The sequence below is a fragment of the Demequina sp. genome (assembly GCF_016278775.1).
Classification (GTDB): domain Bacteria; phylum Actinomycetota; class Actinomycetes; order Actinomycetales; family Demequinaceae; genus Demequina.
This window is the reverse complement of the sequence record NZ_JADQBF010000087.1, coordinates 1-21,009: the sequence shown is the minus strand read 5'-3', so window position 1 is coordinate 21,009 and position 21,009 is coordinate 1. Positions and strand designations below refer to the sequence as shown.

Genomic DNA, 21,009 nt, shown 5'->3' with positions numbered 1-21,009 from the left:
GCATGAGGGTGAGGACGTCGCCGACGAGTTCCGGATCGAGCGCAGAGGTGGGCTCATCGAACAGCAGCAGGTCGGGGCGCAGCGCGAGGGCGCGGAGAATTCCCACCCTCTGCTGTTGGCCCCCAGAAAGTTCGTGCGGATAGGCCCCCGCGCGGCTCACCATCCCCACGCGGTCCAGCAGAGCGAGCGCCTCCTTGTGGACCTGGTCACGCGGGCGCCGTTGAACCACCACGGGACCTTCCGCGATGTTCTCCAACACGGTGCGGTGGGGGAACAGGTGGTAGTGCTGGAACACCATGGCCGAGCGGTCCCGCAACGCGCGGAGCTCGCGCGGCGCCGGGCGGGCGGAGAAGTCGACGGCCGTGTCTGCGATGGTGACGCGACCGGCGTCCGGGACCTCCAAGCCGTTGAGGCACCTCAGCAGCGTGGTCTTCCCTGAGCCTGAGGCTCCGATCACGGCGAGCACCTCGCCCCGCGCCACTTTGAGGTCGACCGCACGCAGCACCTCGGTCTCGCCGAAACGCTTGGAGACACCTTCCACGGTGAGTAGGGACGATGCCGGGTTGAGGTCAGTGTGCGACATAGCGATCCAGTCTCCTTTCGACGGCGCTCTGCCCGGTCGACAGCGCCAAGCAGATCACCCAGTACACAATTGCGGCCTCGACGTACAGCGCCATGAACTCCTGGCTGAAGGCCGCGATCTGTTGGGCCTCACGGAACAATTCCGTGACCAGGATGAGTGAAGCCAACGACGTGTCCTTGACCAGCGAAATGAAGGTGTTCGACAGCGGCGGCACGGCGACCCGCGACGCCTGGGGCAGGATCACGCGGCGCAGGGAGGTGCGCCGAGACATGCCGATCATGTACGACGCCTCCCACTGTCCCTTGGGCACGGACAGAATCGCGGCGCGCACCACCTCTGCGGCGTAGCCTCCCACGTTGAGGGAGAACGCGATGATCGCGCTGGGCCACGGGTCGATAGTGAGGCCGAGGGACGGTAGCCCGTAGAACACCACGAACAGCTGTACCAAGAGCGGCGTGCCGCGAACAACGGACACGTAGAGCCGTGCCGCTGCCCTCACCGCGCGGTTGCCGTACAGCCGCATGAGCGCCACCGCCACCGCCAGCACCATTCCCACGGCGAAGGAGGCCAACGCCAAGGGGATGGTGCCTCGGATCGCCCCGCTCACCAAGGGGCCGAGCGATCCGAGCACCAGATCCCAGTCGATCTGAGTCACTGGCCCGGTGCAACCGAGACGTTGTCACCGAAGAACTCAGCGGAGATCTCCGCGAGAGTGCCGTTTTCCGCCAGCGCCGCCAGCGCGTCGTCGACGGCCCGCGCGAGCGAGTCGCTGCCCGAGGCAAACGCGAAGGCGCTACGCGAGAAGTCGTCCGTCTCGGCGGCGATCAGCAGGCCCGTGTCGCCGGTCTGCTTCTGGTAGTCGAGGAACGTCAACTTGTCATTGATAGTCGCGTCCACTCGCCCTTGCTCGACAAGCGCGGCAGCCTGTGCCCAACCCTCGATTGCCTCGATGTTGGCACCGGAGTCCTTCGCGAGAGTATGCCAGTTGGAGGTGAGCGACTGTGCGGCGGTCTTGCCCTCAAGGTCCTCGAAGGAGGCGATATCGGTGGTGCCCTCCGCAACGACGATGACGCCCGTCGAGTAGGTGTAGGGCTCGGAGAAGGTGTACGACGCTTCGCGATCGGGTGTAATGGACACCTGGTTGGCGATGACGTCGAAGCGGCCAGCCTCAAGCCCAGCGAAGATCGCGTCCCATTGGGTCTCCTCGAAACGAATCTCGACGCCTAACTCCTCTGCGACCGCTCGGGCGACCTCGACGTCGTACCCGGTGAGATCTCCCGAGCCGTCCACGTGGTAGCTGAAGGGGCGGTACGTACCCTCGGTGCCGACGACGAGTTCGCCTGCCTCCTGGACGTCGGCGAGGGACGCGTCGGCGACAGCGGCGCCGGTGGCGCCAGTAGGTGGCTCGGCGGCAGCGCCGCCCGTGCCAGAGGAGCACGCCGCAAGGACCAGTGAGGCGGCGAGGAGCGAGACGGGAAGTGCAATGCGGGTATTCATGGCTGATGCCTTTCATGGTGGAAGACGGCGCGTGCGCCGATGCGAGAACCGCCACGAGCTGGTCGCGGTGGCACGGGAGTTTCGACACGCGGCACAGGAAGGCCTGGCGGCGATGGCGAGTGGCGGCAAGGATGCCGCCGGGCTGTTGGGTGCTCCGGCTAGGAAGCGGGGCTCACGATCAACAGCTGAGCGAGGACGCCCCACGACACGACAACGCACCGCAGCCGTGGGGCGCGGGCATGTGCATCATGGAGGTGGCGTGCATGGGTACGAGGATACCGCAGCACATCCCGGCCCTTCGCACAGCCTCAACCTTCCGGGTCGACTTGCGCATTGAACATCTGTTCAGTATGTTGAACGTGTGACCAGCGAACGCGACGTGACCGCCAGGGCCCAAATCCGCAATTGCGCACTAAGGCTCTTTGGCGAACGCGGCCCCGACGCCGTCACGGTGCGCGACATCGCAGCGTGCGCTGGCGTCTCACCGGGTCTGGTGCTCCACCACTTCGGCTCCAAGCAAGGGTTGCGCGACGCCGTCGATGCGCATGTCATGACGCTCTTCGACGAGATGCTCGCCGGTGCCATCGAAGACCCGGACGCCTTCGCCTCAGGCGAGCCGCAGGTGGTCAAGGGCTTCGCGGAGCTCTTCGCCTCCCAGGTACCCCAGGACTCCCCCATACCGCCGTACCTGCGCAGGCTGCTGCTGTCAGGCGACCCCGTGGGCCGCACTCTGTTCCGCCAGTGGTTTGAGTTGTCGCTCACGGCAATGGACGCGATGGGCGCTGGCGGCAACGTGCGGTTCACGCCCGACCGCGACGCGATGGCCGCCTTTCTCATGGTCAACGACCTCGCCATGATCCTGCTCCACGACCACATCGCCGACGCGATCGGCACCGATCCGCTCACGCAAGAGGGAATGCAGCGCTGGGCCGCCGTCGCCTTTGACGTGTACCTGAACGGCGCATTCACCAAGGAGGACTCATGACACCCACCGCCCCAGCCGTCGCCACCGACACGGCGGTCCGCCTCGACGCTGTCACCAAGACGTTTGGCTCCGGTGACGCCGCAGTGCACGCCCTCAAGGGGATCGACCTTGAGATCGGCACCGGCCAGCTAGCCGTCGTGCTCGGCCCTTCCGGCTCCGGCAAGACCACCCTGTGCAACATCATCGGCGGCATCGAGACTGCCACGAGCGGCGACGTGACCGTCGGCGGTGAGAGCATCGGCGGCCGCAAGCCCGCGGAGCTGTCCGACTTCAGGCGCGATCATGTGGGATTCGTGTTCCAGTTCTTCAACCTGATCCCCACGCTCACGGCCCGCGAGAACATCGAGGTCATCATCGAGTTGACGGGACGCGGGGACAAGACTCGCGCACCTGAGCTGCTCGAGTCGGTGGGCCTTGGCGACAGAGGCGACAGTTTCCCGTCCCAACTCAGCGGCGGACAGCAACAGCGCGTCGCGCTGGCACGCGCCCTTGCCACGGACCCCGCGATCCTGCTCGCCGACGAGCCCACTGGTGCGCTCGACCTCGACACCGGCCGTCAGATCCTTGCCTTGCTGCAGGAACTGCGTGACCGCGGCCGCACCGTCGTGGTCATCACCCACAACACGTCCGTCGCTCAGATCGCCGACCGCGTCATCACCGTGGTGGATGGTCGGATCGAGTCGATAAAGGACAACGCGTCGCCGGCCAACGCCGCCGACGTCACGTGGTGATTCCCATGCGCGTCACCACCAGGAAGAGCCTCAGGGATCTCGCCAGGCAACGCGCCCAAGTCATCGCGGTGGGCGTGACCATTCTGTTGGGCGTGATGCTCTACGTCACCACCGCTGGCGCGTTTCTCAACCTCAGCGACTCCTACCAGCAGACGTACGATCGCCTCCACTTCGCCGACGTCATCGCGACCGGACCCGACCCGCAGGCCGCGGCCGACGCCGCAATCGCGGCGGGAGCGACAGACGCGATCACCCGCATCCAGGTGGATCCGCCGATGCGCATCGACGGCACCGCCCTGGTGGGTCGCGTGATCTCGCTTCCCGACTCCGGGCGCGCGGCCGTGGACGACGTGGACGTGATCGAGGGCGACTACCTCGACGAGGGCGCCACCGACCAGGTGCTCGTGGAGAAGCACGCCGCTGACACCTTCGGCCTGGCCCCCGGCGACACCGTCGAGATCTTCGGTCAAGGCACGTGGCACACGGCCACCGTGCAGGGCATCGTCGTCTCTGCCGAGTACATCTGGGCGGCCCGCAGCCGTCAAGAAGTGATCGCCGACCCCCACTCGTTCGCGGTGGTGTTCGCGCCCGAGTCCGTCGCACGCGAGTGGATGGGCGCGGAGCCCACCCAGGCACTTGCCCTCCTGCCAGAGGGCGCCGACGCCGACGCGTCCGGCCCGGTCGCCGTAGCCATGCGCGACGCCGGTGCTCACGACGTGGTGACCTGGCGCGACCAGCCGTCTCACGCGACGCTGCAAGAGGACCTCGACGGCTTCAATGAGATGTCGGTCGCCTTTCCCTTGTTGTTCCTCACGGCCGCGGGCGTGGCGTCGTACGTGATGCTCGCGAGGCGAATCCTGCGCGAGCGGCCGATTATCGGCACCCTCATGGCCTCCGGGGCTCGGCGCGGCCGGGTGTTGCGCCACTACCTGTCCCAAGGGGTGATCGTGGGTCTGGCAGGCGCGATCGTCGGCGTGATTCTGGGAGCCGCCGCCAACGGTGCGGTCACCAGCGCGTACACGGGAGCGCTCGGCATTCCCGACACGGTGGTGCGCACGCGGCCGTGGATGCTGGTGGCGGGGCTCGCCTTTGGCATCGTCGTTGGACTGCTGGGCGCCTTCGGGCCCGCGCTGACGGCGTCGCGCACCGCGCCAGCTGAGGCGATGCGCGCGAGCGCCACGCCCCTCACTCCCGGCCCGTGGAGTCGCTTCGTGGCGCGCCTTGGCCGCGTTCCCGTCACCACCCGCATGGCGCTGCGTGACGTGGGCCGCAATCGCAGGCGCACGCTCGCGACAGCCTTGGGCGGGGTACTCGCACTCGTGGTGGTCATCGCCTCCGTCGGCATGATGACGAGCATCCTCGAGGCCTTGCGCGTCCAGTATCACGAGGTCGCCACGCAGGATGCGACGGTCACGGTCGCCGCTGGCGGGATCGACGCCGACGCCCTCGCGGCCGTCGCTGGTGTCACCGCCGTGGAGCCCACCGTGGTGGGCGGCGCGACCGCCATCGCTGGGGACAAGAGCTACGCCACGTCGCTGCAGGGATTCGAGCCAGGAACGGCCATGCACGGGTTCCTCGCTCCCGACAGTTCGACGGTGGCACTGCCGGACGACGGCGTGCTCGCGGGCAAGGCGCTCACAGGCATTCTCGATGTCGAAGTGGGCGACACCATCACGCTTGCCGTCGGCGGCACCGATCATGAGGTGCGGCTCGCTGGCCTCGTCGACGAGCCGCTCGGCACCTCCCTGTACGCCACCACCGGGGTGGCTGCGGACATCCTCCCCTCACAGGGCCTTGACACCTACCTGTTGAGCGTCGACGACAGCGCGGACCGCGACCAGTTGCGCGACCAGATCACGGGCATGGAAGGCGTGGTCGCGTATCAAGACGCCGACGCCGTGGTCGGGGTGGTCGACAGCTACCTGGGCCTCTTCTACGCGTTCATCGGCGTGATGATCGCACTAGGTTCTGTCCTCGCGCTTGCCATGATCTACGTGACGATGGCAGTGAGCGTGGCCGAACGCACCGGCGAACTCGCGACGCTCAGGGCCGCCGGGGTGAGCGTCGGGAAGGTGGCGCGCACCATCGCGACGGAGAACCTCCTCGCGACCGCGCTCGGCATTCCCGTCGGGTTGTGGCTCGGGGTGCTCGCGGCGCGCGCGTTCCTCGCGTCGTTCTCGAACGACCTGTTCAATCTGCAACTCGCCATGCCGTGGTGGATGCTCCCGGCGTGCGCGCTCGGGGTGCTGGCCGCGGCCGCGCTGTCACAGTGGCCTGCCGTGCGAGCGGTGAGGCGCGTGGATGTCGCCACCGTCGTGCGCGAGCGGGCGGCGTAGGTTGCCGCCCTCACCCTTCTATTCGCCCGATGAAGAGGCTCACCTCGTCGCCGCTCACCTGAATTCTTGCCCACCGGTGGTGGCTGTGGCCAGGGCCACCTGACCACAAGGTTCCGGCGTCGTTCGCTTCATCCCAGCCTTCACTGCGCAATGCTGACTTCACCTGCTCGACCACGGCGTTGGCGTCGTCGGTCTCATACGTGACATAGACGGCGCACATGTCCGTGCCGAGCCCGTCAGGGAAGACCGCCCCGTAGTCCTTGGTGAGCTTCGCCTCGGTGTCGAGTTGGAGGAACGGCTGGGCGAGCGCCACCTCCACGTCGACCGTGCTACGCCGTTCGACCTCGAAGGCGATGACCAGCGCTAAGGCGAGCGTGGCTATGATCACGCCGACCACTACTTTGGCCCGGCGACCGCGCTCTGCCTTCATGCGGGCGAGTCTAGCGACGGTGTCGCGCGGACTCCGCCTGCGCGCGACCCAGGCTACTCCCCCCGCGCGTGCAGAAGGTCGTGCCTCACCAAGATCTCGTCGCGGGCAGGACCCACGCCGATCGCCGAGATGCGGCAACCCGAGATCTCCTCAAGGGCCACCACGTAGTCCTGTGCGTTCTGCGGAAGTTCATCGAATGTCGTCGCGCCTGAGATGTCCTCGGTCCACCCGGGGAAGGTCTCGTAGATGGGCACGGCAGCCGCGAAGTCGGCCTGGTCTTGCGGCAACTCCTCGAACCGCTTGCCGTGCACGTCGTATGCCACGCATACCGGAATCTCGTCGATGCCGGTGAGCACGTCCAGTTTGGTGAGCACAAAGTCGGTCAACCCGTTGACGCGCGTCGCGTAGCGCGCGATCACGGCGTCGTACCAACCACAGCGGCGCGGGCGCCCCGTGGTGGTGCCGAACTCGTGACCGACGTCTCGCAAGAGCTCGCCCCACTTGTCAGTGAGCTCCGTGGGGAACGGTCCCTCTCCCACGCGCGTGGTGTAGGCCTTGACGATGCCGATGACGGAGTCGATCTTGGTGGGTCCGACGCCCGAGCCGGTGCACGCGCCGCCTGCCGTCGCGTTGGACGACGTCACGAACGGGTAGGTGCCGTGGTCCACGTCGAGCATCGTCGCCTGACCGCCCTCGAACAGCACGTTCTTGCCAGCGTCAAGCGCCTGGTTGAGCAGCAACGACGTGTCCGCGACCATCGGAGCAAGCCGCTCGCGGTAGCTCAGCAGTTCGTCCACCACCTCGTCCACCTCGATGGCGCGGCGGTTGTAGATCTTGACCAGCATGTGGTTCTTCGCCACGAGCGAGCCCTCGACCTTGTCGCGCAACACGGCCTCGTCGAAGAGGTCGCCGATGCGGATTCCCAGCCGGTTGATCTTGTCGGCGTACGCCGGGCCGATGCCGCGGCCCGTGGTGCCGATCTTGCGCTTGCCCAGGAATCGCTCGGTCACCTGGTCCAGAGTGCGCGCGTACGGTGCGATCACGTGTGCAGCGTTGGAGATGAGCAACTTGGAGGGGTCGACGCCGCGCTCGATGAGCGCGTCAAGCTCGCCCATCAGCACCGACAGGTCCACGACCACGCCGTTGCCAATGACGGGCGTGACGCCCGGCGTCAGAATGCCGGACGGCAACAGGTGAAGCGCGAATTTCTGGTCGCCGATGACGACGGTGTGGCCGGCGTTGTTGCCGCCGTTGAACTTGACCACGTAGTCGACGCGGGAGCCAAGAACATCGGTGGCCTTGCCCTTACCCTCGTCGCCCCACTGGGCTCCTACGATCACGACGCCTGGCATCGCTTGACTCCCCTCACCCGGTCTGTGCCGGGGCTTGGTTGCTACTGAACGTGCGAAAGCCCCCGGCGCGATTGCGACCGGGGGCTTTCCGCATCGCAGTACCTAGATCTTCTTCCCGGACGAGCCGAGCTGCTGGCAGGCCTCGACCACACGGGCCGCCATACCTGCCTCGGCGAGCTTGCCCCAGGCGCGGGGGTCGTAGGCCTTCTTGTTGCCCCACTCGCCGTCGACCTTGAGCACGCCGTCGTAGTTCTTCATCATGTGGTCCACCACGGGACGCGTGTACGCGTACTGGGTGTCGGTGTCCACGTTCATCTTGATGACGCCGTGGCTCACAGCGGTCGCGATCTCTTCGGACGTGGAGCCGGAGCCGCCGTGGAACACGAGGTCGAACGGCTTGTCCTTGCCCACCTTGGCGCCCACCTCTGCCTGGATCTCACCCAAGATCTCGGGGCGCAGCTTGACCGCACCGGGCTTGTAAGCGCCGTGCACATTGCCGAACGTGAGGGCCGTCAGGTAGCGGCCCTTCTCGCCGGTGCCAAGCGCCTCGACGGTCGCCAGACCGTCCTCAGCGGTGGTGTACAGCTTCTCGTTGATCTCGGCCGCGTGGCCGTCCTCTTCGCCGCCGACAACGCCGATCTCGATCTCAAGAATGGTGTTCGCCGCCTGCGAGAGCTCAAGCAGCTCCACGGCAAGCTTCAGGTTGTCTTCCATCGGAACGGGCGAGCCGTCCCACATGTGCGACTGGAAGATGGGCAGTCCGCCTGCCTTGACGCGCTCCGTCGACGCCGCGAGCAGCGGGCGCAACCAGGAGTCCACGTAGTCGGGGTGGCAGTGGTCGGTGTGCAGGGCGATCGTCACGCCGTAACTGTCCGCGACCTCGCGGGCATACGCGGCGAGCGCGAGCGAGCCGATGACCGGGTTCTTGATGGTCGAGCCGGAGGCATACTGACCGCCGCCGACCGAAACCTGAATGATGCCGTCAGACTCGGCCTCCGCGAAGCCCTGAATGGCTGCGGTGATGCTCGAGGACGAGGTGATGTTGATCGCCGGGAAGGCGTACGAGCCAGCCTTGGCGGCGTCGAGCATCGCGTTGTAAGACTCGGGGGTGGCGAGGGCCATGCGTGACTCCTGAAACTCGGAAATGGTGGAAACGAACCGCCCCTATTGTGTCAGAAACCCTCGTGCCGCGCCGCTGGCCTTAGGTCCCGCGACTGACCGAGGCCCGTGGGGAGAACACCCGTCCCCTGACGGCTCCGTCTAGAGGTGCCCCGCCTCGATGTCTCCGTGCTGACCCACCCACGAGTGCATGGCGATGGCGGCGGCTGCTCCCGCGTTAATCGACCGCGTCGAGCCGTACTGCGCGATGGCGAGCGTCGCGTCGGCCGCTTCGCGCACCGCATCGGAAAGCCCGACGCTCTCTTGGCCGAACACCAGCACGCAGTCGCGCGGCAGCGCATACGTCTCGAGCGGCACCGAGCCCGGCAGGTTGTCGATGCCGATCACCGGCAGCCCCTCCCCGCGCGCCCACTGCGCGAACTCCTCCACGGTGGCGTGGTGGCGCACGTGCTGGTAGCGATCGGTCACCATGGCGCCGCGGCGGTTCCACCTGCGGTTGCCCACGATGTGCACCTCGCGCGCCATGAACGCGTTCGCCGTGCGCACCACCGAGCCGATGTTGAAGTCGTGTTGCCAGTTCTCGATCGCGACGTGAAAGGGGTGCCTTCGCGCATCCAGGTCCGCCACGATCGCGTCGTGCCGCCAATAGCGGTAGCGGTCGACGACGTTGCGGCGGTCGCCGTCGCTGAGAAGCTCCGGGTCAAGATGCTCGCCGACGGGCCACTCGCCTTGCCACGGGCCGACGCCGACGCTCTCGGTACCGTCCACGCCGGTCGTGTCACCCACGCCGGTCACCTCGTCCATGAGTGACAGGCTACGCGCGGCCGGCGAGGCTCTACGTCAGGCGAACGCTGAGAGCCGCGCTTGCCTCGCGAGCGCGTGCTCGCGCCTCATCAACCGTTGTTGCCCTCGCAAGAGTCACCGCCATGCGACGCCGCCCCTCCACGCGAGGCTTCCCGAAGAGGCGGATGTCCGTATCCGGGAGGGCGATCGCGTCGGCCACGCCGTGAAAGACGGCCACGCCCTCGCCTTCCACCACCACAGCACACGACGCGGACGGGCCGAGCGCGCTGACGTGCACCGGCAGGCCAAGAATCGCTCGCGCGTGAAGTGCGAACTCGCTCAGATCCTGCGAGACGAGGGTCACCAGGCCGGTGTCGTGCGGACGGGGCGACACCTCGGAGAACAGCACCTCATCGCCGCGCACAAACAGTTCGACCCCAAAGACGCCCCAGCCTCCCAGCGCCTTAGTCACGGCGCCAGCGATCGCGCGGGACTGCACGAGCACCTCGTGCGACATCGCCTGAGGTTGCCACGACTCGCGATAGTCGCCGTCCTCTTGCACGTGCCCAATCGGGTCAAGGAACAGTGTGCCGCCCACGTGACGCACCGTCAGTTGAGTGATCTCGTAGTCGAAGTCCACGAAGCCTTCGACGATCACCCTGGACCCCGCCGCCCGCGCACCCTGCATCGCGTACTCCCACGCGGCGTCGGCGTCGGCCGGGGTCTTGACGACGGACTGGCCCTTGCCGGAAGACGACATCACGGGCTTGACCACACACGGTGTCCCCAGTTCGCCCACTGCGGAGCGCAGCGCCTCAAGTGAGTCGACAAAGCGGTACGACGAGGTGGGAAGGCCGAGCTCCTCGGCCGCGAGGCGCCGGATTCCCTCCCGGTCCATCGTCAACCGGGTCGCCAGCGCCGTCGGAACGACGGTCACGCCCTCCGCCTCGACCTCGAGCAGCACCTCGGTGGCGATCGCCTCGATCTCCGGCACCACGAGGTGTGGTTGCTCCTCATCAATGAGGGCGCGCAACGCAGCAGGGTCGAGCATGTCAAGGACGTGCGCCCGGTGCGCCACCTGCATCGCGGGGGCGTCGGCGTAGCGATCGGCGGCAATCACCTCGACGCCAAGCCGTTGAAGCTCGATCGCGACCTCTTTGCCGAGTTCGCCAGCGCCCAACAGAAGCACGCGAGTGGCGCCGGCGGACAACGGAGTACCGATGGTGGCCGGTGTGCTGGTCATGCTCCCATCCTGTCAGGCGTAAGGGCGTGCCACTGCTGGCTTACGCTTGACCAATGCGCGCACCGATGTTGCTTCCGGACTGGATGGATCCCGAGATCCTCATCAACAGCTTCATCGACCGCTTTGGCGCGGCCGCCCTCGTGGCCATCTGCGTGGTGGTGCTCATTGAGACGGGGCTGCTTTTTCCGTTCTTGCCAGGCGACTCGCTGCTGTTCACGGTGGGCCTGTTCATCGGCACTGGCGCGCTCGACGTGCCGCTCTGGCTCGCATGCCTTGCCCTGTTCGGGGCCGCGCTTGCTGGCGACCAAATCGGCTACGCGATCGGCCGCAGAGCTGGGCCCGCGATCTTCAGGCGCCCGGACTCGCGCTTCTTCAAACAGCAGTACATCGACCAGACGCACGCCTTCTTCGAGCGCTACGGCGGCCGCGCGATCATCCTCGCCCGGTTTGTGCCGTTCGTGCGCACGTACATCCCCGTGGCCGCAGGCATCGGCAAGATGGACTACAAGCACTTCTTGCGCTACAACGCCGTCGGCGCGTTGCTGTGGGGGGTGGGCGTGACGTTGTTGGGCTACTGGCTTGGCCGCTTCGACGTGGTGAAGAACAACATCGAGATCGCGTTGATGTTGGTGGTCGGAGTATCGCTCATCCCGATCGTGGTCGAGTGGATCAAGCACCGCATCGAGGCGCGTCGGGCCTCACGCCTGTTGGAAGCAGCCGAGCAGGAGTAGCCGCGCTCCTAGAACTCGACGCTCGGCGTCTGACGGGCGGCTGGGTCCTCGATCTCGAAGTACTCGGCGCGCTTGAAGCTGAACAGGCCCGCGACGATGTTGCTGGGGAACACCTCGATCTTGGTGTTGAGCTCGCGCACGTTGGCGTTGTAGAACCGGCGACCGGCCGCGATGCGGTCCTCTGTGTTCGTGAGTTCTTGCTGCAGTTGCTGGAAGTTCTGGTTCGCCTTGAGGTCGGGGTAGGCCTCCGCGACCGCGATCAGGCGACCGAGCGCCTGCGTCAGCATGTTCTCTTGCTGCGCCTGCTCTGCCACGGAGGAGCCCGGGGCGACGGCCATGTTGCGCGCACGCGTGACCTCTTCGAAGGTCCCCTTCTCGTGCTTCGCATAGCCCTTGACGGTCTCCACCAAGTTGGGGATCAGGTCGTGACGTCGCTGCAACTCGACGTCGATCTGGCGCCACGCCTCCTGCACCAGGTTCCGCAAGCGAACCAGGCCGTTGTACAGGCCCACCACCCACAGGGAGAAGATGACGATCAGGGCGAGGACGATGACGAGGCCGATTTCCACGAGAACTCCTTCAGTTCGTTACGTCGCCGATGCTATCGGGCGGGGGACCCTGGCGCCATACGGTCGTCCCCATCGGCGGGCGACTCGTCGGTGTGGGTGAAGCGAGGATCGTACCCGCGGCGCTTGGGGCGCAGCAGGTGCTGCTCGTCCGCGGCCACCAGGTCGGGCCGGTACCCACCCGTCAGAGCCCCTGACGTGCTCGTCGACGGCAGCGGCCCGCGCGAGTTGGCGTAACGTCCATGATCCTCGATCGTGTGCCGAGGCAAGTAGCGTGCCACGGCGATGAGGCCACCTAGTCGAGTGGCCAGCGACGACGTTCCCTCGCCTTCGCGATCAATCCTGATGGCCAGTCCGCGCTCGAACAGCATCGGCGCGCGCGGCACCACGGCGTCGAGTCGCGCCAACACGCGCGGGTTCAGCATGTCGTGCGCAATGCGGGGATTGCTGCAGAGCACCCGCCAGTTGCGGTTGAACGAAGACGATTCGAAGTCCCGGTCAGCACCACCGACGAACTTGGAGACGGCGGACGTGATCCCTTCAGGGATGACCATGAGCCGGGGAAGCTCGTCGGCCAAGCGCACCACGGCCACGCGGTGACGGCCCGACACGGAGACGTTGTCGTTCACGCGCACATGCCACTCGTAGGTGCCGTCATAGCACTCGAAGCCGCCGTATCTCCCGACGATCACGTCCACGTAACACGAACTCGCCGCATTGAAGGGCGGCGTCGACAGCGGGGCCAACAACCCGCTCAGTTGTTCGTGATAGGTCCACCCGTGCATCGCCGCAAACGCCTGCGCCTCTCGCCGGCGGTGGGCGGCGAGCGCGCTGTCCGCAAAGAAGGAGCCCGCCACGGTGACCACTCCCAGCATGGCGAAGGCAATCATCAGCGGCGACGCGAGTCCCAGATAGATGGCGACTATGCCCACGGTCAGCAGGAAGGACCCGACGAATCGCAACACGTTGCGCGGGGACATCAACTGGGCGAGCCACATAGCTACTCCAGGCCGAGGTCGGCCAGCCCGTACAGCGCCAGGTACGGCAGCCCGGCCTCTTCGATCTTCTCTCGCGCTCCCGTGTCGCGATCCACAATGACGGCGACGGCCACGACGATGGCGCCCGCCTCTCTCAGCGCCTCAACCGCCGTGAGCACCGAGCCGCCGGTGGTGGAGGTGTCCTCCACCGCGACCACGCGCCGTCCGGCCACGTCGGGACCCTCGATGCGCCTTTGCAGCCCGTGCGCCTTTGACTCCTTGCGGACCACAAATGCGTCGAGTTCGAGGCCCCGCGAGGCGGCCGCATGGAGCAGGGCCCCCGCCACCGGGTCGGCGCCGAGCGTCAGGCCACCGACCGCGTCTACGTCGTCCGGCCCCCATCCTGCCTCCTCCAGTGCGTCGAGCAGGAGGTGCCCGATGAGTGGAGCGGCCGCGTGGTGCAAGGTCACCCTGCGTAGGTCGACGTAATAGTCCGCCTCTTTGCCGGAGGCGAGCGTCACCTTGCCCCGCACCACAGCTAGCCTCGTGATCAGGTCGCGCAACTGCTCGCGGGGGTTAGGCAAACTCATGCCGGCCAGCCTACCGGCGGCATGCTGGCGACGGTAGGAGTAGGCGCCGTTGCCTGAGCCTAGTTACGACTCTTGCGTGCCAACGCACGCACCCAGGTGCGCGGGAGCACTCGGATGACGCCCGTCATCGTTCCGTAGCGCACTGAGGGCGTCACCAGCACTTGCTTGCGTCGGACCCCGGCGAGAGCGGCGGCGACCACGTACTCGGGCTCCAGCCAAGCGATCTCAGGTATCTCGTCGTACGCGTCAAGCTCTGCGCGCTCGTGGAACTCGGTGTGCGTGAGACCGGGCAGCACCGCCGTGGCGCTCACTCCCGTGCCCTTCAATTGAGTCGCCAGGCCCTCAGTAAAGGACGTCACCCAGGCCTTGTGCGCCGCGTAGGTGCCGTTGCCAAGCCAGGTCGCCACCGAGGAAACGTTGAGGATCGCGCCGTGGCCCCGCGCCACCATGGCCCCCGCGGCCGCGTGCGACAAGATCAACACGGCGCGCACCATGACGTCGAGCGCGCCCACCTCCTCGTCGACCGTGGACTCCAGGAAGGGCCTTTTCAGTCCGAGGCCAGCGTTGTTCACCAGTAAGTCGATGGGGTGGACTGAGTCGGCGAGACGCGTCGCAACCGCCTGCGTGCCCTCCGGAGTGGACAGATCGGCTGCAAGGATCTCGACGTTCACACCCGTGGCGCCGGCCAGCATTTCTGCGGTCTCGCTGAGGCGATCCCGCGACCGCGCCACCAACACCACATCACGGCCAGCCGCCGCAAGATTCCACGCAAACTCTTCGCCAAGGCCGGAACTCGCTCCGGTGATCAATGCTGTAGCCACCATCCCAGGCTACGCGGATGGCCCCGGTAGCGTGGGGACATGCGCATCGCCACATGGAACGTGAACTCAATCAGGGCCCGCGTCGACCGCGTGGTCGACTACCTGGAGCGTGCAGACATCGACGTCGTGTTGATGCAGGAGACCAAGTGCAAGCCGGAGCAGTTCCCTCTCGCGCCGTTCGCCGCCGCGGGCTTCGAGGTGGCGTCACACGGTCTGAGCCAGTGGAACGGTGTGGCCATCGCCTCGCGCATCGGCATCGCCGACGTCGAGACGTCCTTTCGAGACCAACCGTCCTTCGGCAAGCCGGGCGTGGACCCGGTGGTCGAGGCGCGCGCCATCGGCGCCACCTGCGGTCCGCTACGGGTGTGGAGCGTGTACGTCCCCAATGGGCGCGGGCTCGCCGACCCTCATTACGCGTACAAGCGAGCCTTCTTGGCTCGCTTGGCTGATGCCGCGGCCACGTGGACTGACCAGCCGGTGATCATTGGCGGCGACTTCAACGTGGCGCCCACTCCTACCGACATTTGGGACGAGGCAGACGCCGAGGCCCCCACCCACGTGACGCAAGAGATTCGAGACGACCTCAAGCGGCTCGCGGATGCGGGCCTCGACGAACTGAGCAGACGCTTCATCCCTGACGAGCGGCGGTACACCTTCTGGGACTACAAACAGTTGCGTTTCCCGCGCAACGAAGGCATGCGCATCGACTTTGTGTACGCCTCCGCCTCCATCGCTACGGCGACGACGGCGTGCGTCATTGACAGGGACGAGCGCAAGGGCAAGGGCGCCTCAGACCACGTGCCCGTGGTGATTGACCTCGACCCTGACCGTCTGACGTGAACGGGTGACCCTGCTAGAGCTCTGACCCTTCAAGCGATCCGGTGGTGCGGGTCACTTCGCCGGCCGCGTCGGGCGTGTAGACCGCGCACATGACCTCGCGGTCCCCTGCACCCCAACCCTCTTCCTCGGGGTACATGTAGTACACGTCCAGAGAGGAAGAGAAGTACTCGATGCCCACGAACTCCTCGAAGCCGGTCAGGCAGGCGTCGACCGCTTCCTGCTCGATCACCGCGGCGTCGTAACCGCCATCGAACTCGACATCACCCTTGTAGTAGACCTCGGCATCGTGCTCCTTGGAGCACTCGAAGCCCTCAAGTTCCTCGACGGACGTCGAGTTGACGTCGAGATCGACGCAATCTCCCACATCGGCCGTGGGCGCCGGCAACAGTGAGCAGCCCCCCAACACCAACGCGGCACCTGCCAGTGCAACCATGACTCGCATACGTGATCTCCTCTCGCTTGACGCCCTAGCTGGCGCCCTCAGATGCTAGCGCTCTCTTGCCGGAGCGTCACTAGGCTCTTGCCGTGCCGCAATGGCGGCAACCACTGCATCGTCACCATGGAGGGCCAGCCAACTGAGGACGCTCGCCGACGTAGACGCGTGCGCGGCCACCGCTGCCCGCGCCGCTGGCGATGTATACGCGAGTTCCTCGAGTTCGGCGGGCGTCGCGGCTGGATCCGACGCGCGAGCGACGCGGGCGAGCCGCTCATCGTGCGACTCTGGCCATGGCCCGGCTGGCATCGCGAGCACCGTCGCGCCTGTGGAAGCCGCAAGGATGTGTCCCCCGGACGGCTGAGCGTGGGCCCAGCGGGGCGTCCGACGGCTCATCACTTCCCGGGTCACGACAACCGCGACCGAGAGGGACACCACCCATACCAGCGGCACATACAGCGACGACGTGGACCCACTGACTGCGAGCGCCGCAGCCAGGTACACGCCGGCCCCAGTTGACAGGACGACGCGGGACGCGAGGGACAGGGCGAGCCGCGGATGCAGCGATGCCACCACACCAACAAGGAAGAGGGCGCCGGCGATCGCTAGTGCGATCTGCTCGGCGCCCCATTCCATCAGGAATCCCCTCCACTCGGTGGAGAGAAAGGAAGTCCCCCCCTCGCGAGAGAGGATTCCATGGTCACTCCCGTACACGCAAGCCCCCACTTATGGGGGCACCCTGTGAGGAATGGCACCGCGCCTTCCACCTTCTCAACTCTGGTGGGACCCGCTATCGTGACAAAAACGACACACTCCGAGGAGAGAAATGTCCACGCGTCACACGATCGCCTTGGTAGAAGACCATGCCCTCATTGCCATTGGTTTTCGAGACCTCATCGCAGACGCCGACGACCTCGAACTTGTCGGCATGGTCGAGTCGGTGGCGGAACTGGACAACTTCGGCCGCGATCTCGACCTCGTGGTTCTGGACCTGAGGCTGAGCGACGGCTCCAAGCCGGAAGAAAATGTGGACGCCATCCACGCCAGAGGCTCGCACGTGCTCATTTACACGGGAGCTGAGGACCGCAGGCTGATCCAGTCGGCGGCCCGTTCAGGTGCGCTCGGCCTCATCCGCAAGTCGGTCACGCCCGCAGTGCTCCTCGATGCCATCAGGACGGCCGCCGATGGCCGGGAAGTCTTCGGCACCGATTGGGCGGCCGCAATCGACGCCGACGAGGTGCTGAGGGACGCGAAACTCTCGGCGCGCGAACAAGAGGTGCTAAGCCTCTACGCTTCCGGCGAGACCGCGGTAGCGGTAGCGCAGACCACAGGCCTCTCCCGAGAGACGGTCGCTGACTACGTGAGCCGGATTCGCCGCAAGTACGCCGAGGCAGGGCGCCCTGCCCACTCGCGCATCGACCTGTACAAGAGGGCCCTCGAGGACGGAATCCTGGACGGTCACGACACATGAATGGCCCGCTGACGCTCGTCGACCGCGTCAGCGAGGATACGGCTAGGGCACGGCTCGAGCGGCTCCTGTATTCGTCCGTCGGCTTGGCCGCGCTGATCTACGGCGGGGTTCTCTACGCAGGATCGGGTGGCATAGCGCGCCAGACACCCCAACTGGACGCGTGGTACGGGGCGAGCCTCATCGTCATCGCAATCGTGCTGCCGGCCGCGCTCGGCGTACTCACGTGGGTGTTGACGCGACGTTCAGTGCGGCGCTTTGCAGGCACCACCGCCATGCTGTTCCTGTTCGCCATGATGGCCTTCCCGTGGGGTCTGTCCACGCCCACGCTCGTCGACAACGCCGTCCCCTGGTATCAAGGCATCCATGCGCTCCACGGGATGATCGCGGCGATCGCCTGGCAGCGTCGAACGGTATGGGTATACGGCCTCGGCCACGGCATCGTGATTGGCGTGGTGCAGCATGCCGTTCGAGACGATGCGGGCAAGGCCGCGATTCTCGACGCCGCGGGCTCCTTGGTCTTCATCGTGGTGTTGATGGCAGCAACTCTCGGCGTCATCAGTGCCGCAGACCGCCTCGACCACGCGTCGGAGTTGGCGCGCGCGCAGGCCGCCCGCACCGCCGTCGGTCGCACGCGCGAGCGCGAAGAGACCCGCATCAACGCGATGGTGCACGACGACATCATGTCGGTCTTGCTCACGGCCTCGCGTGACAATCCACCGGCTTCGCTGAGGGACCAGGCGCGCGTCGCTATCGCCTCCATCTCTTCCCTTGAGACCCGCGACGCATCGGCCAGGGTGTACTCCAACAGGGAGACGGTGCTGGCTTTGCTCGAGGTCATCGAGCGGCTGTCACCCAGCACCGAGGTGGTACACCAAGAGGCTGGCGACATTGAGGTGCCAGCGGATGTCGTCACGGCGCTTGCGGACGCCTTGGCCGAGGCGCTTCGCAACTCCATCAGACATGCGGGGCTCGACGGAACCGAGGTGCCTCGCCGCGTCACCATCGCGGCGGACGACCGCGGCCTGGTGGTGACAATGCAAGACGAAGGCAGAGGCTTCAACACCCGCGCGGTGCAGTCACGTCGGCTCGGCATCCGGCTGAGCATCATCGAACGCATGTCGATGGTGGAGGGCGGCAGCGGCGACGTAGCGAGTCGACTGGGAGAAGGCACCACCGTCACGCTTACCTGGGTGAGGCCGTCATGACGAACCCGCGCTTCGAACCAGTTGACTCCTCCCAACTGTTGCAGCTGTCCTCAGACCCCGCGCGCGTCGTGATGGGCCTGTTCATCTTCTCCAACATCCTCTACGCCTTCGCCACCCTCGACCAGGTGAAGAGCCCAGGCCCCGTGATCGCCGCCATGATCGTCGTCAATGCCGCGGCTGTCCTGCTCGTTCTTGAGCGCCCCGACCCCTTTCCCTTGGTGCTGACCATGATCGTGGTGGGTGCCGTCGCGATCAGCACGCTGCTCGTTGCCTTCCAGTTGCCCGACGTGGGGCCTCCTGGGCGCGCGAGCTGGCACCTCGGTTCCAACACGTGGATGTTGTTCTTCTTGGCCATGCGAAGGCGTCCTGGGGCCGCCTGGCTCGGCTACGTCCTCATGGCGGCTGGCACTCTTGCCTGGACCACGTCGGTAGAGCGGGACATCGTCGAGGGCATTCTTCTGCTCGACACGCATGCGGCGATCCTGTTTGTGGGATCCCTCTTTGAGGTCAACTTGCGCCGGACCGCGCGGCGCATCAACGAGTTTGGTGAGCACTCGGTGGCATCAGCTGTCGAGGCTGCGGAGGGCGCGACCTCGGCACAGATCCGTCAGCGACAGGTCCGCGAACTGAGATCATCCGCCGTGCCGCTGCTGGAGCGCATTGTCGAGCATGGCCCTCCACAGACGGAGGCTGAGCGCCTCCACTACGCGACGTCGGAGGCCCTCTTGCGCGACGGGGTACGAGGGCGCTCACTGATGACGCCAAGGATTGCTGCGGCCGCGACCGAGGCGCGTCAACGCGGCGTCGAGGTGACCTTGCTCGATGATCGCGGGCAGGGCTTGGACTCCGGCGAGGCGATGGTGCGCATGGGCGCTGCCGTGGTGCAGGAACTCGATGCGGCCGACGAAGGATCCGTGACCGTGAGGCTCGCACCGCAGGGTCGGCCGATTGCGGTGTCCATCGTGACGTCTCGCGGTCGCGCCCGAGTGGAACTGGATGCCTCCGGCCAAGCGATGGAGGGACCCTAGCGCCGTGGTGGTGGCGCGCCTACGGCGACTCCTGCCACGCCGCCAACTCCGACAGCTTCGCTTGGAAGTCGTCGAAAGTCAGGCGATTGTCCACCGACGTGTACACGCGCATCGGTCGGCCGTCGTCTCGTGCCACGTACAGGCCCTCGTCGTCGATGTGGGGCGTCGGCAGGGTGACGTAGTCACTCGACGCCGGGTCGGGCTCGAACACGGACTGGAGAGCCGTCAGCAGCACGAGCGGCTGATCCCCCAAGGCGTAGGTCTCGCCAGCATTGCTACCTTCCTCGGCGAGCATGACCCCCACTGCGCGAATCTCTTCGTACAGGTAGGCGCCGACAGGTCCCACCGGGCGGACCGCTACGCGCAGCTCCGCCATCGACACCAAGGCTTGACGGTAGGTGGGCCTGGGCACTTGCCAGATCTGCACGGGAGAGTCGCCAAAGAGCACCTGCGCGGCCACGGTGTCGATCGTGAGGTTGTACTCAGACCGCGCCGCACCCGGCGGCAGGATGCCGATTCCCTCGTGCTCAGAGCCGCCGATCCACACGAGCGTGATGCGGTCGGCGATGTCGGGCTCGAGGAGGTACGCGGAGGCGAGGTCGGTCAGTCCGCCGCCTGCGCAGTAGTAGAGGGGGCGGGGGTCGTCGAGCAGAGCCTCGGCGATGATCGCTCGCGCGGCCGGGGTGTCGATCGGCGTCGACGCGTCCGCGAGCGCGCGCTCCGCCCCCGCCATGATGCGGTCATCCTGTACGACGCCCATGCGGGCGAAGACATCGCGCACCACCCACGCGCCGTGCTCGGCCTGGTGATCAGACGGGTCCCACACCTCGCCTGCGTGCACGTGTGAGGACACGATCAGCGGAATCTCCACGCTGGGCGAGAGCAGATGATGCACCAGTTGGAAAAGGTCGTCCGGATCGCCTATGAAGTCATTGTCGATAATGACGCGGGCGCGGGGGATGCGTTCGGCGCTGTCTATCCAGGGGATCTCCCCTAGGGTCCAGCGCCTGTTGTCAGGCACTCCGTGATCGGCACCGGGTTCCGGCATTCGCGTCATACGTAGCTCCCGACGGTGGGTTCGCTCTGGGGCGGCTTTCGAGGTCACCCTAGCGAGGCGTGGAGGCAGAAATGCCAAAGACCGGACCTGAGGTCCGGCCTTTGAGTCGCGCGCCCGGAGGGATTCGAACCCCCAACCTTCTGATCCGTGGTCTAGCGCCGCGGGCGCGCGGCACCTCGCCACCGTGTCCCGCCTTGAAGACCGTCGCCCACAGCCCGAGATCGGAAGAGC

Annotated in this window: 23 protein-coding genes; 8 read left to right on the top strand and 15 right to left on the bottom strand. The window is 66.6% G+C overall.

What is annotated here, in order from left to right; translation table 11 throughout:
• The 3 genes from QZZ33_RS09910 to QZZ33_RS09900 all read right to left on the bottom strand — a co-directional run.
• A partial coding sequence (locus QZZ33_RS09910; protein WP_291379769.1) for an amino acid ABC transporter ATP-binding protein occupies positions 1 to 583 on the bottom strand: 583 nt, incomplete at its 3' end.
• Entirely contained in the window at positions 570 to 1,229 is a 660-nt protein-coding gene (locus tag QZZ33_RS09905) for an amino acid ABC transporter permease (protein WP_291379772.1), read from the bottom strand. The genes QZZ33_RS09905 and QZZ33_RS09910, both read right to left, overlap by 14 nt.
• A 5-nt stretch (positions 1,230 to 1,234) precedes the next feature.
• Positions 1,235 to 2,080 carry a transporter substrate-binding domain-containing protein gene (locus tag QZZ33_RS09900; protein WP_291379767.1) on the bottom strand — a complete coding sequence of 282 codons (846 nt, stop codon included), beginning with the start codon at positions 2,078 to 2,080 and terminating at the stop codon, positions 1,235 to 1,237.
• 361 nt (positions 2,081 to 2,441) lie between these two features.
• Between QZZ33_RS09900 and QZZ33_RS09895 the strand changes: the two genes are divergently transcribed.
• The 3 genes from QZZ33_RS09895 to QZZ33_RS09885 are packed head-to-tail and all read left to right on the top strand — an operon-like array spanning position 2,442 to position 6,132.
• Positions 2,442 to 3,065: a TetR/AcrR family transcriptional regulator gene (locus QZZ33_RS09895; protein ID WP_291379765.1), complete on the top strand. Its 624-nt coding sequence runs from the start codon at positions 2,442 to 2,444 to the stop codon at positions 3,063 to 3,065.
• Positions 3,062 to 3,796, top strand: coding sequence for an ABC transporter ATP-binding protein (locus QZZ33_RS09890; RefSeq protein WP_291379763.1), 735 nt, complete (start codon positions 3,062 to 3,064; stop codon positions 3,794 to 3,796). The genes QZZ33_RS09895 and QZZ33_RS09890 overlap by 4 nt, the downstream gene beginning before the upstream one ends.
• A 5-nt stretch (positions 3,797 to 3,801) precedes the next feature.
• Complete coding sequence (locus tag QZZ33_RS09885; RefSeq protein WP_291379761.1) at positions 3,802 to 6,132, top strand: ABC transporter permease; 2,331 nt, start codon at positions 3,802 to 3,804, stop codon at positions 6,130 to 6,132.
• Positions 6,133 to 6,142: 10 nt separating this feature from the next.
• Here the strand turns inward: QZZ33_RS09885 and QZZ33_RS09880 are convergent, their stop codons facing one another.
• From QZZ33_RS09880 to purT, 5 genes are all read right to left on the bottom strand, one after another.
• Positions 6,143 to 6,562, bottom strand: a complete 420-nt coding sequence (locus tag QZZ33_RS09880) for a hypothetical protein (RefSeq protein ID WP_291379760.1) — start codon at positions 6,560 to 6,562, stop codon at positions 6,143 to 6,145.
• A gap of 53 nt (positions 6,563 to 6,615) precedes the next feature.
• Positions 6,616 to 7,914, bottom strand: coding sequence for an adenylosuccinate synthase (locus QZZ33_RS09875; RefSeq protein ID WP_291379759.1), 1,299 nt, complete (start codon positions 7,912 to 7,914; stop codon positions 6,616 to 6,618).
• 102 nt (positions 7,915 to 8,016) lie between these two features.
• Positions 8,017 to 9,060: a class II fructose-bisphosphate aldolase gene (fbaA, locus tag QZZ33_RS09870; protein WP_291379771.1), complete on the bottom strand. Its 1,044-nt coding sequence runs from the start codon at positions 9,058 to 9,060 to the stop codon at positions 8,017 to 8,019.
• 114 nt (positions 9,061 to 9,174) lie between these two features.
• Positions 9,175 to 9,837 carry a TrmH family RNA methyltransferase gene (locus QZZ33_RS09865; protein WP_291379757.1) on the bottom strand — a complete coding sequence of 221 codons (663 nt, stop codon included), beginning with the start codon at positions 9,835 to 9,837 and terminating at the stop codon, positions 9,175 to 9,177.
• 31 nt (positions 9,838 to 9,868) lie between these two features.
• Positions 9,869 to 11,059: a formate-dependent phosphoribosylglycinamide formyltransferase gene (gene purT, locus QZZ33_RS09860; RefSeq protein ID WP_291379755.1), complete on the bottom strand. Its 1,191-nt coding sequence runs from the start codon at positions 11,057 to 11,059 to the stop codon at positions 9,869 to 9,871.
• A 53-nt stretch (positions 11,060 to 11,112) separates the two neighbouring features.
• Between purT and QZZ33_RS09855 the strand changes: the two genes are divergently transcribed.
• Positions 11,113 to 11,790 carry a VTT domain-containing protein gene (locus tag QZZ33_RS09855; RefSeq protein WP_291379753.1) on the top strand — a complete coding sequence of 226 codons (678 nt, stop codon included), beginning with the start codon at positions 11,113 to 11,115 and terminating at the stop codon, positions 11,788 to 11,790.
• Between the two features lie 8 nt (positions 11,791 to 11,798).
• On the opposite strand, the gene QZZ33_RS09850 is transcribed toward QZZ33_RS09855, so the two are convergent.
• From QZZ33_RS09850 to QZZ33_RS09835, 4 genes are read right to left on the bottom strand one after another with little or no spacing between them, the layout of a single operon-like run.
• Positions 11,799 to 12,359 (bottom strand): LemA family protein, encoded by a 561-nt coding sequence (locus QZZ33_RS09850; RefSeq protein ID WP_291379752.1) that lies wholly within the window; start codon positions 12,357 to 12,359, stop codon positions 11,799 to 11,801.
• Between the two features lie 32 nt (positions 12,360 to 12,391).
• A complete protein-coding gene (locus QZZ33_RS09845) occupies positions 12,392 to 13,354 on the bottom strand; it encodes a hypothetical protein (RefSeq protein ID WP_291379750.1) in 963 nt (320 codons plus the stop codon).
• A 2-nt stretch (positions 13,355 to 13,356) separates the two neighbouring features.
• Complete coding sequence (pyrE, locus tag QZZ33_RS09840; protein WP_291379748.1) at positions 13,357 to 13,923, bottom strand: orotate phosphoribosyltransferase; 567 nt, start codon at positions 13,921 to 13,923, stop codon at positions 13,357 to 13,359.
• A 59-nt stretch (positions 13,924 to 13,982) separates the two neighbouring features.
• Positions 13,983 to 14,744 (bottom strand): SDR family oxidoreductase, encoded by a 762-nt coding sequence (locus QZZ33_RS09835; RefSeq protein WP_291379746.1) that lies wholly within the window; start codon positions 14,742 to 14,744, stop codon positions 13,983 to 13,985.
• Between the two features lie 39 nt (positions 14,745 to 14,783).
• Here QZZ33_RS09835 and QZZ33_RS09830 point away from each other — a divergent pair, with 39 nt between their 5' ends.
• The gene (locus tag QZZ33_RS09830; protein WP_291379745.1) at positions 14,784 to 15,584 is read left to right on the top strand and encodes an exodeoxyribonuclease III; all 801 of its coding nucleotides are present in this window, start codon (positions 14,784 to 14,786) and stop codon (positions 15,582 to 15,584) included.
• Positions 15,585 to 15,597: 13 nt separating this feature from the next.
• On the opposite strand, the gene QZZ33_RS09825 is transcribed toward QZZ33_RS09830, so the two are convergent.
• Together QZZ33_RS09825 and QZZ33_RS09820 are read right to left on the bottom strand one after the other, a co-directional pair.
• On the bottom strand, positions 15,598 to 16,026 hold the full coding sequence (locus QZZ33_RS09825; protein ID WP_291379743.1) for a septum formation family protein: 429 nt from the start codon (positions 16,024 to 16,026) through the stop codon (positions 15,598 to 15,600).
• 45 nt (positions 16,027 to 16,071) lie between these two features.
• Entirely contained in the window at positions 16,072 to 16,653 is a 582-nt protein-coding gene (locus tag QZZ33_RS09820) for a hypothetical protein (protein WP_291379742.1), read from the bottom strand.
• A gap of 190 nt (positions 16,654 to 16,843) precedes the next feature.
• On the opposite strand from QZZ33_RS09820, the gene QZZ33_RS09815 reads away from it, so the two are divergent.
• The 3 genes from QZZ33_RS09815 to QZZ33_RS09805 are packed head-to-tail and all read left to right on the top strand — an operon-like array spanning position 16,844 to position 19,721.
• Complete coding sequence (locus QZZ33_RS09815; protein WP_291379741.1) at positions 16,844 to 17,488, top strand: response regulator transcription factor; 645 nt, start codon at positions 16,844 to 16,846, stop codon at positions 17,486 to 17,488.
• Positions 17,485 to 18,693 carry an ATP-binding protein gene (locus tag QZZ33_RS09810; protein ID WP_291379740.1) on the top strand — a complete coding sequence of 403 codons (1,209 nt, stop codon included), beginning with the start codon at positions 17,485 to 17,487 and terminating at the stop codon, positions 18,691 to 18,693. The genes QZZ33_RS09815 and QZZ33_RS09810 overlap by 4 nt, the downstream gene beginning before the upstream one ends.
• On the top strand, positions 18,690 to 19,721 hold the full coding sequence (locus QZZ33_RS09805; protein WP_291379739.1) for a hypothetical protein: 1,032 nt from the start codon (positions 18,690 to 18,692) through the stop codon (positions 19,719 to 19,721). The genes QZZ33_RS09810 and QZZ33_RS09805 overlap by 4 nt, the downstream gene beginning before the upstream one ends.
• A 19-nt stretch (positions 19,722 to 19,740) precedes the next feature.
• Here QZZ33_RS09805 and QZZ33_RS09800 read toward each other — a convergent pair whose 3' ends face one another.
• Positions 19,741 to 20,778, bottom strand: a complete 1,038-nt coding sequence (locus QZZ33_RS09800; RefSeq protein WP_291379738.1) for a nucleoside hydrolase — start codon at positions 20,776 to 20,778, stop codon at positions 19,741 to 19,743.
• Between the last annotated feature and the right edge of the window lie 231 nt (positions 20,779 to 21,009).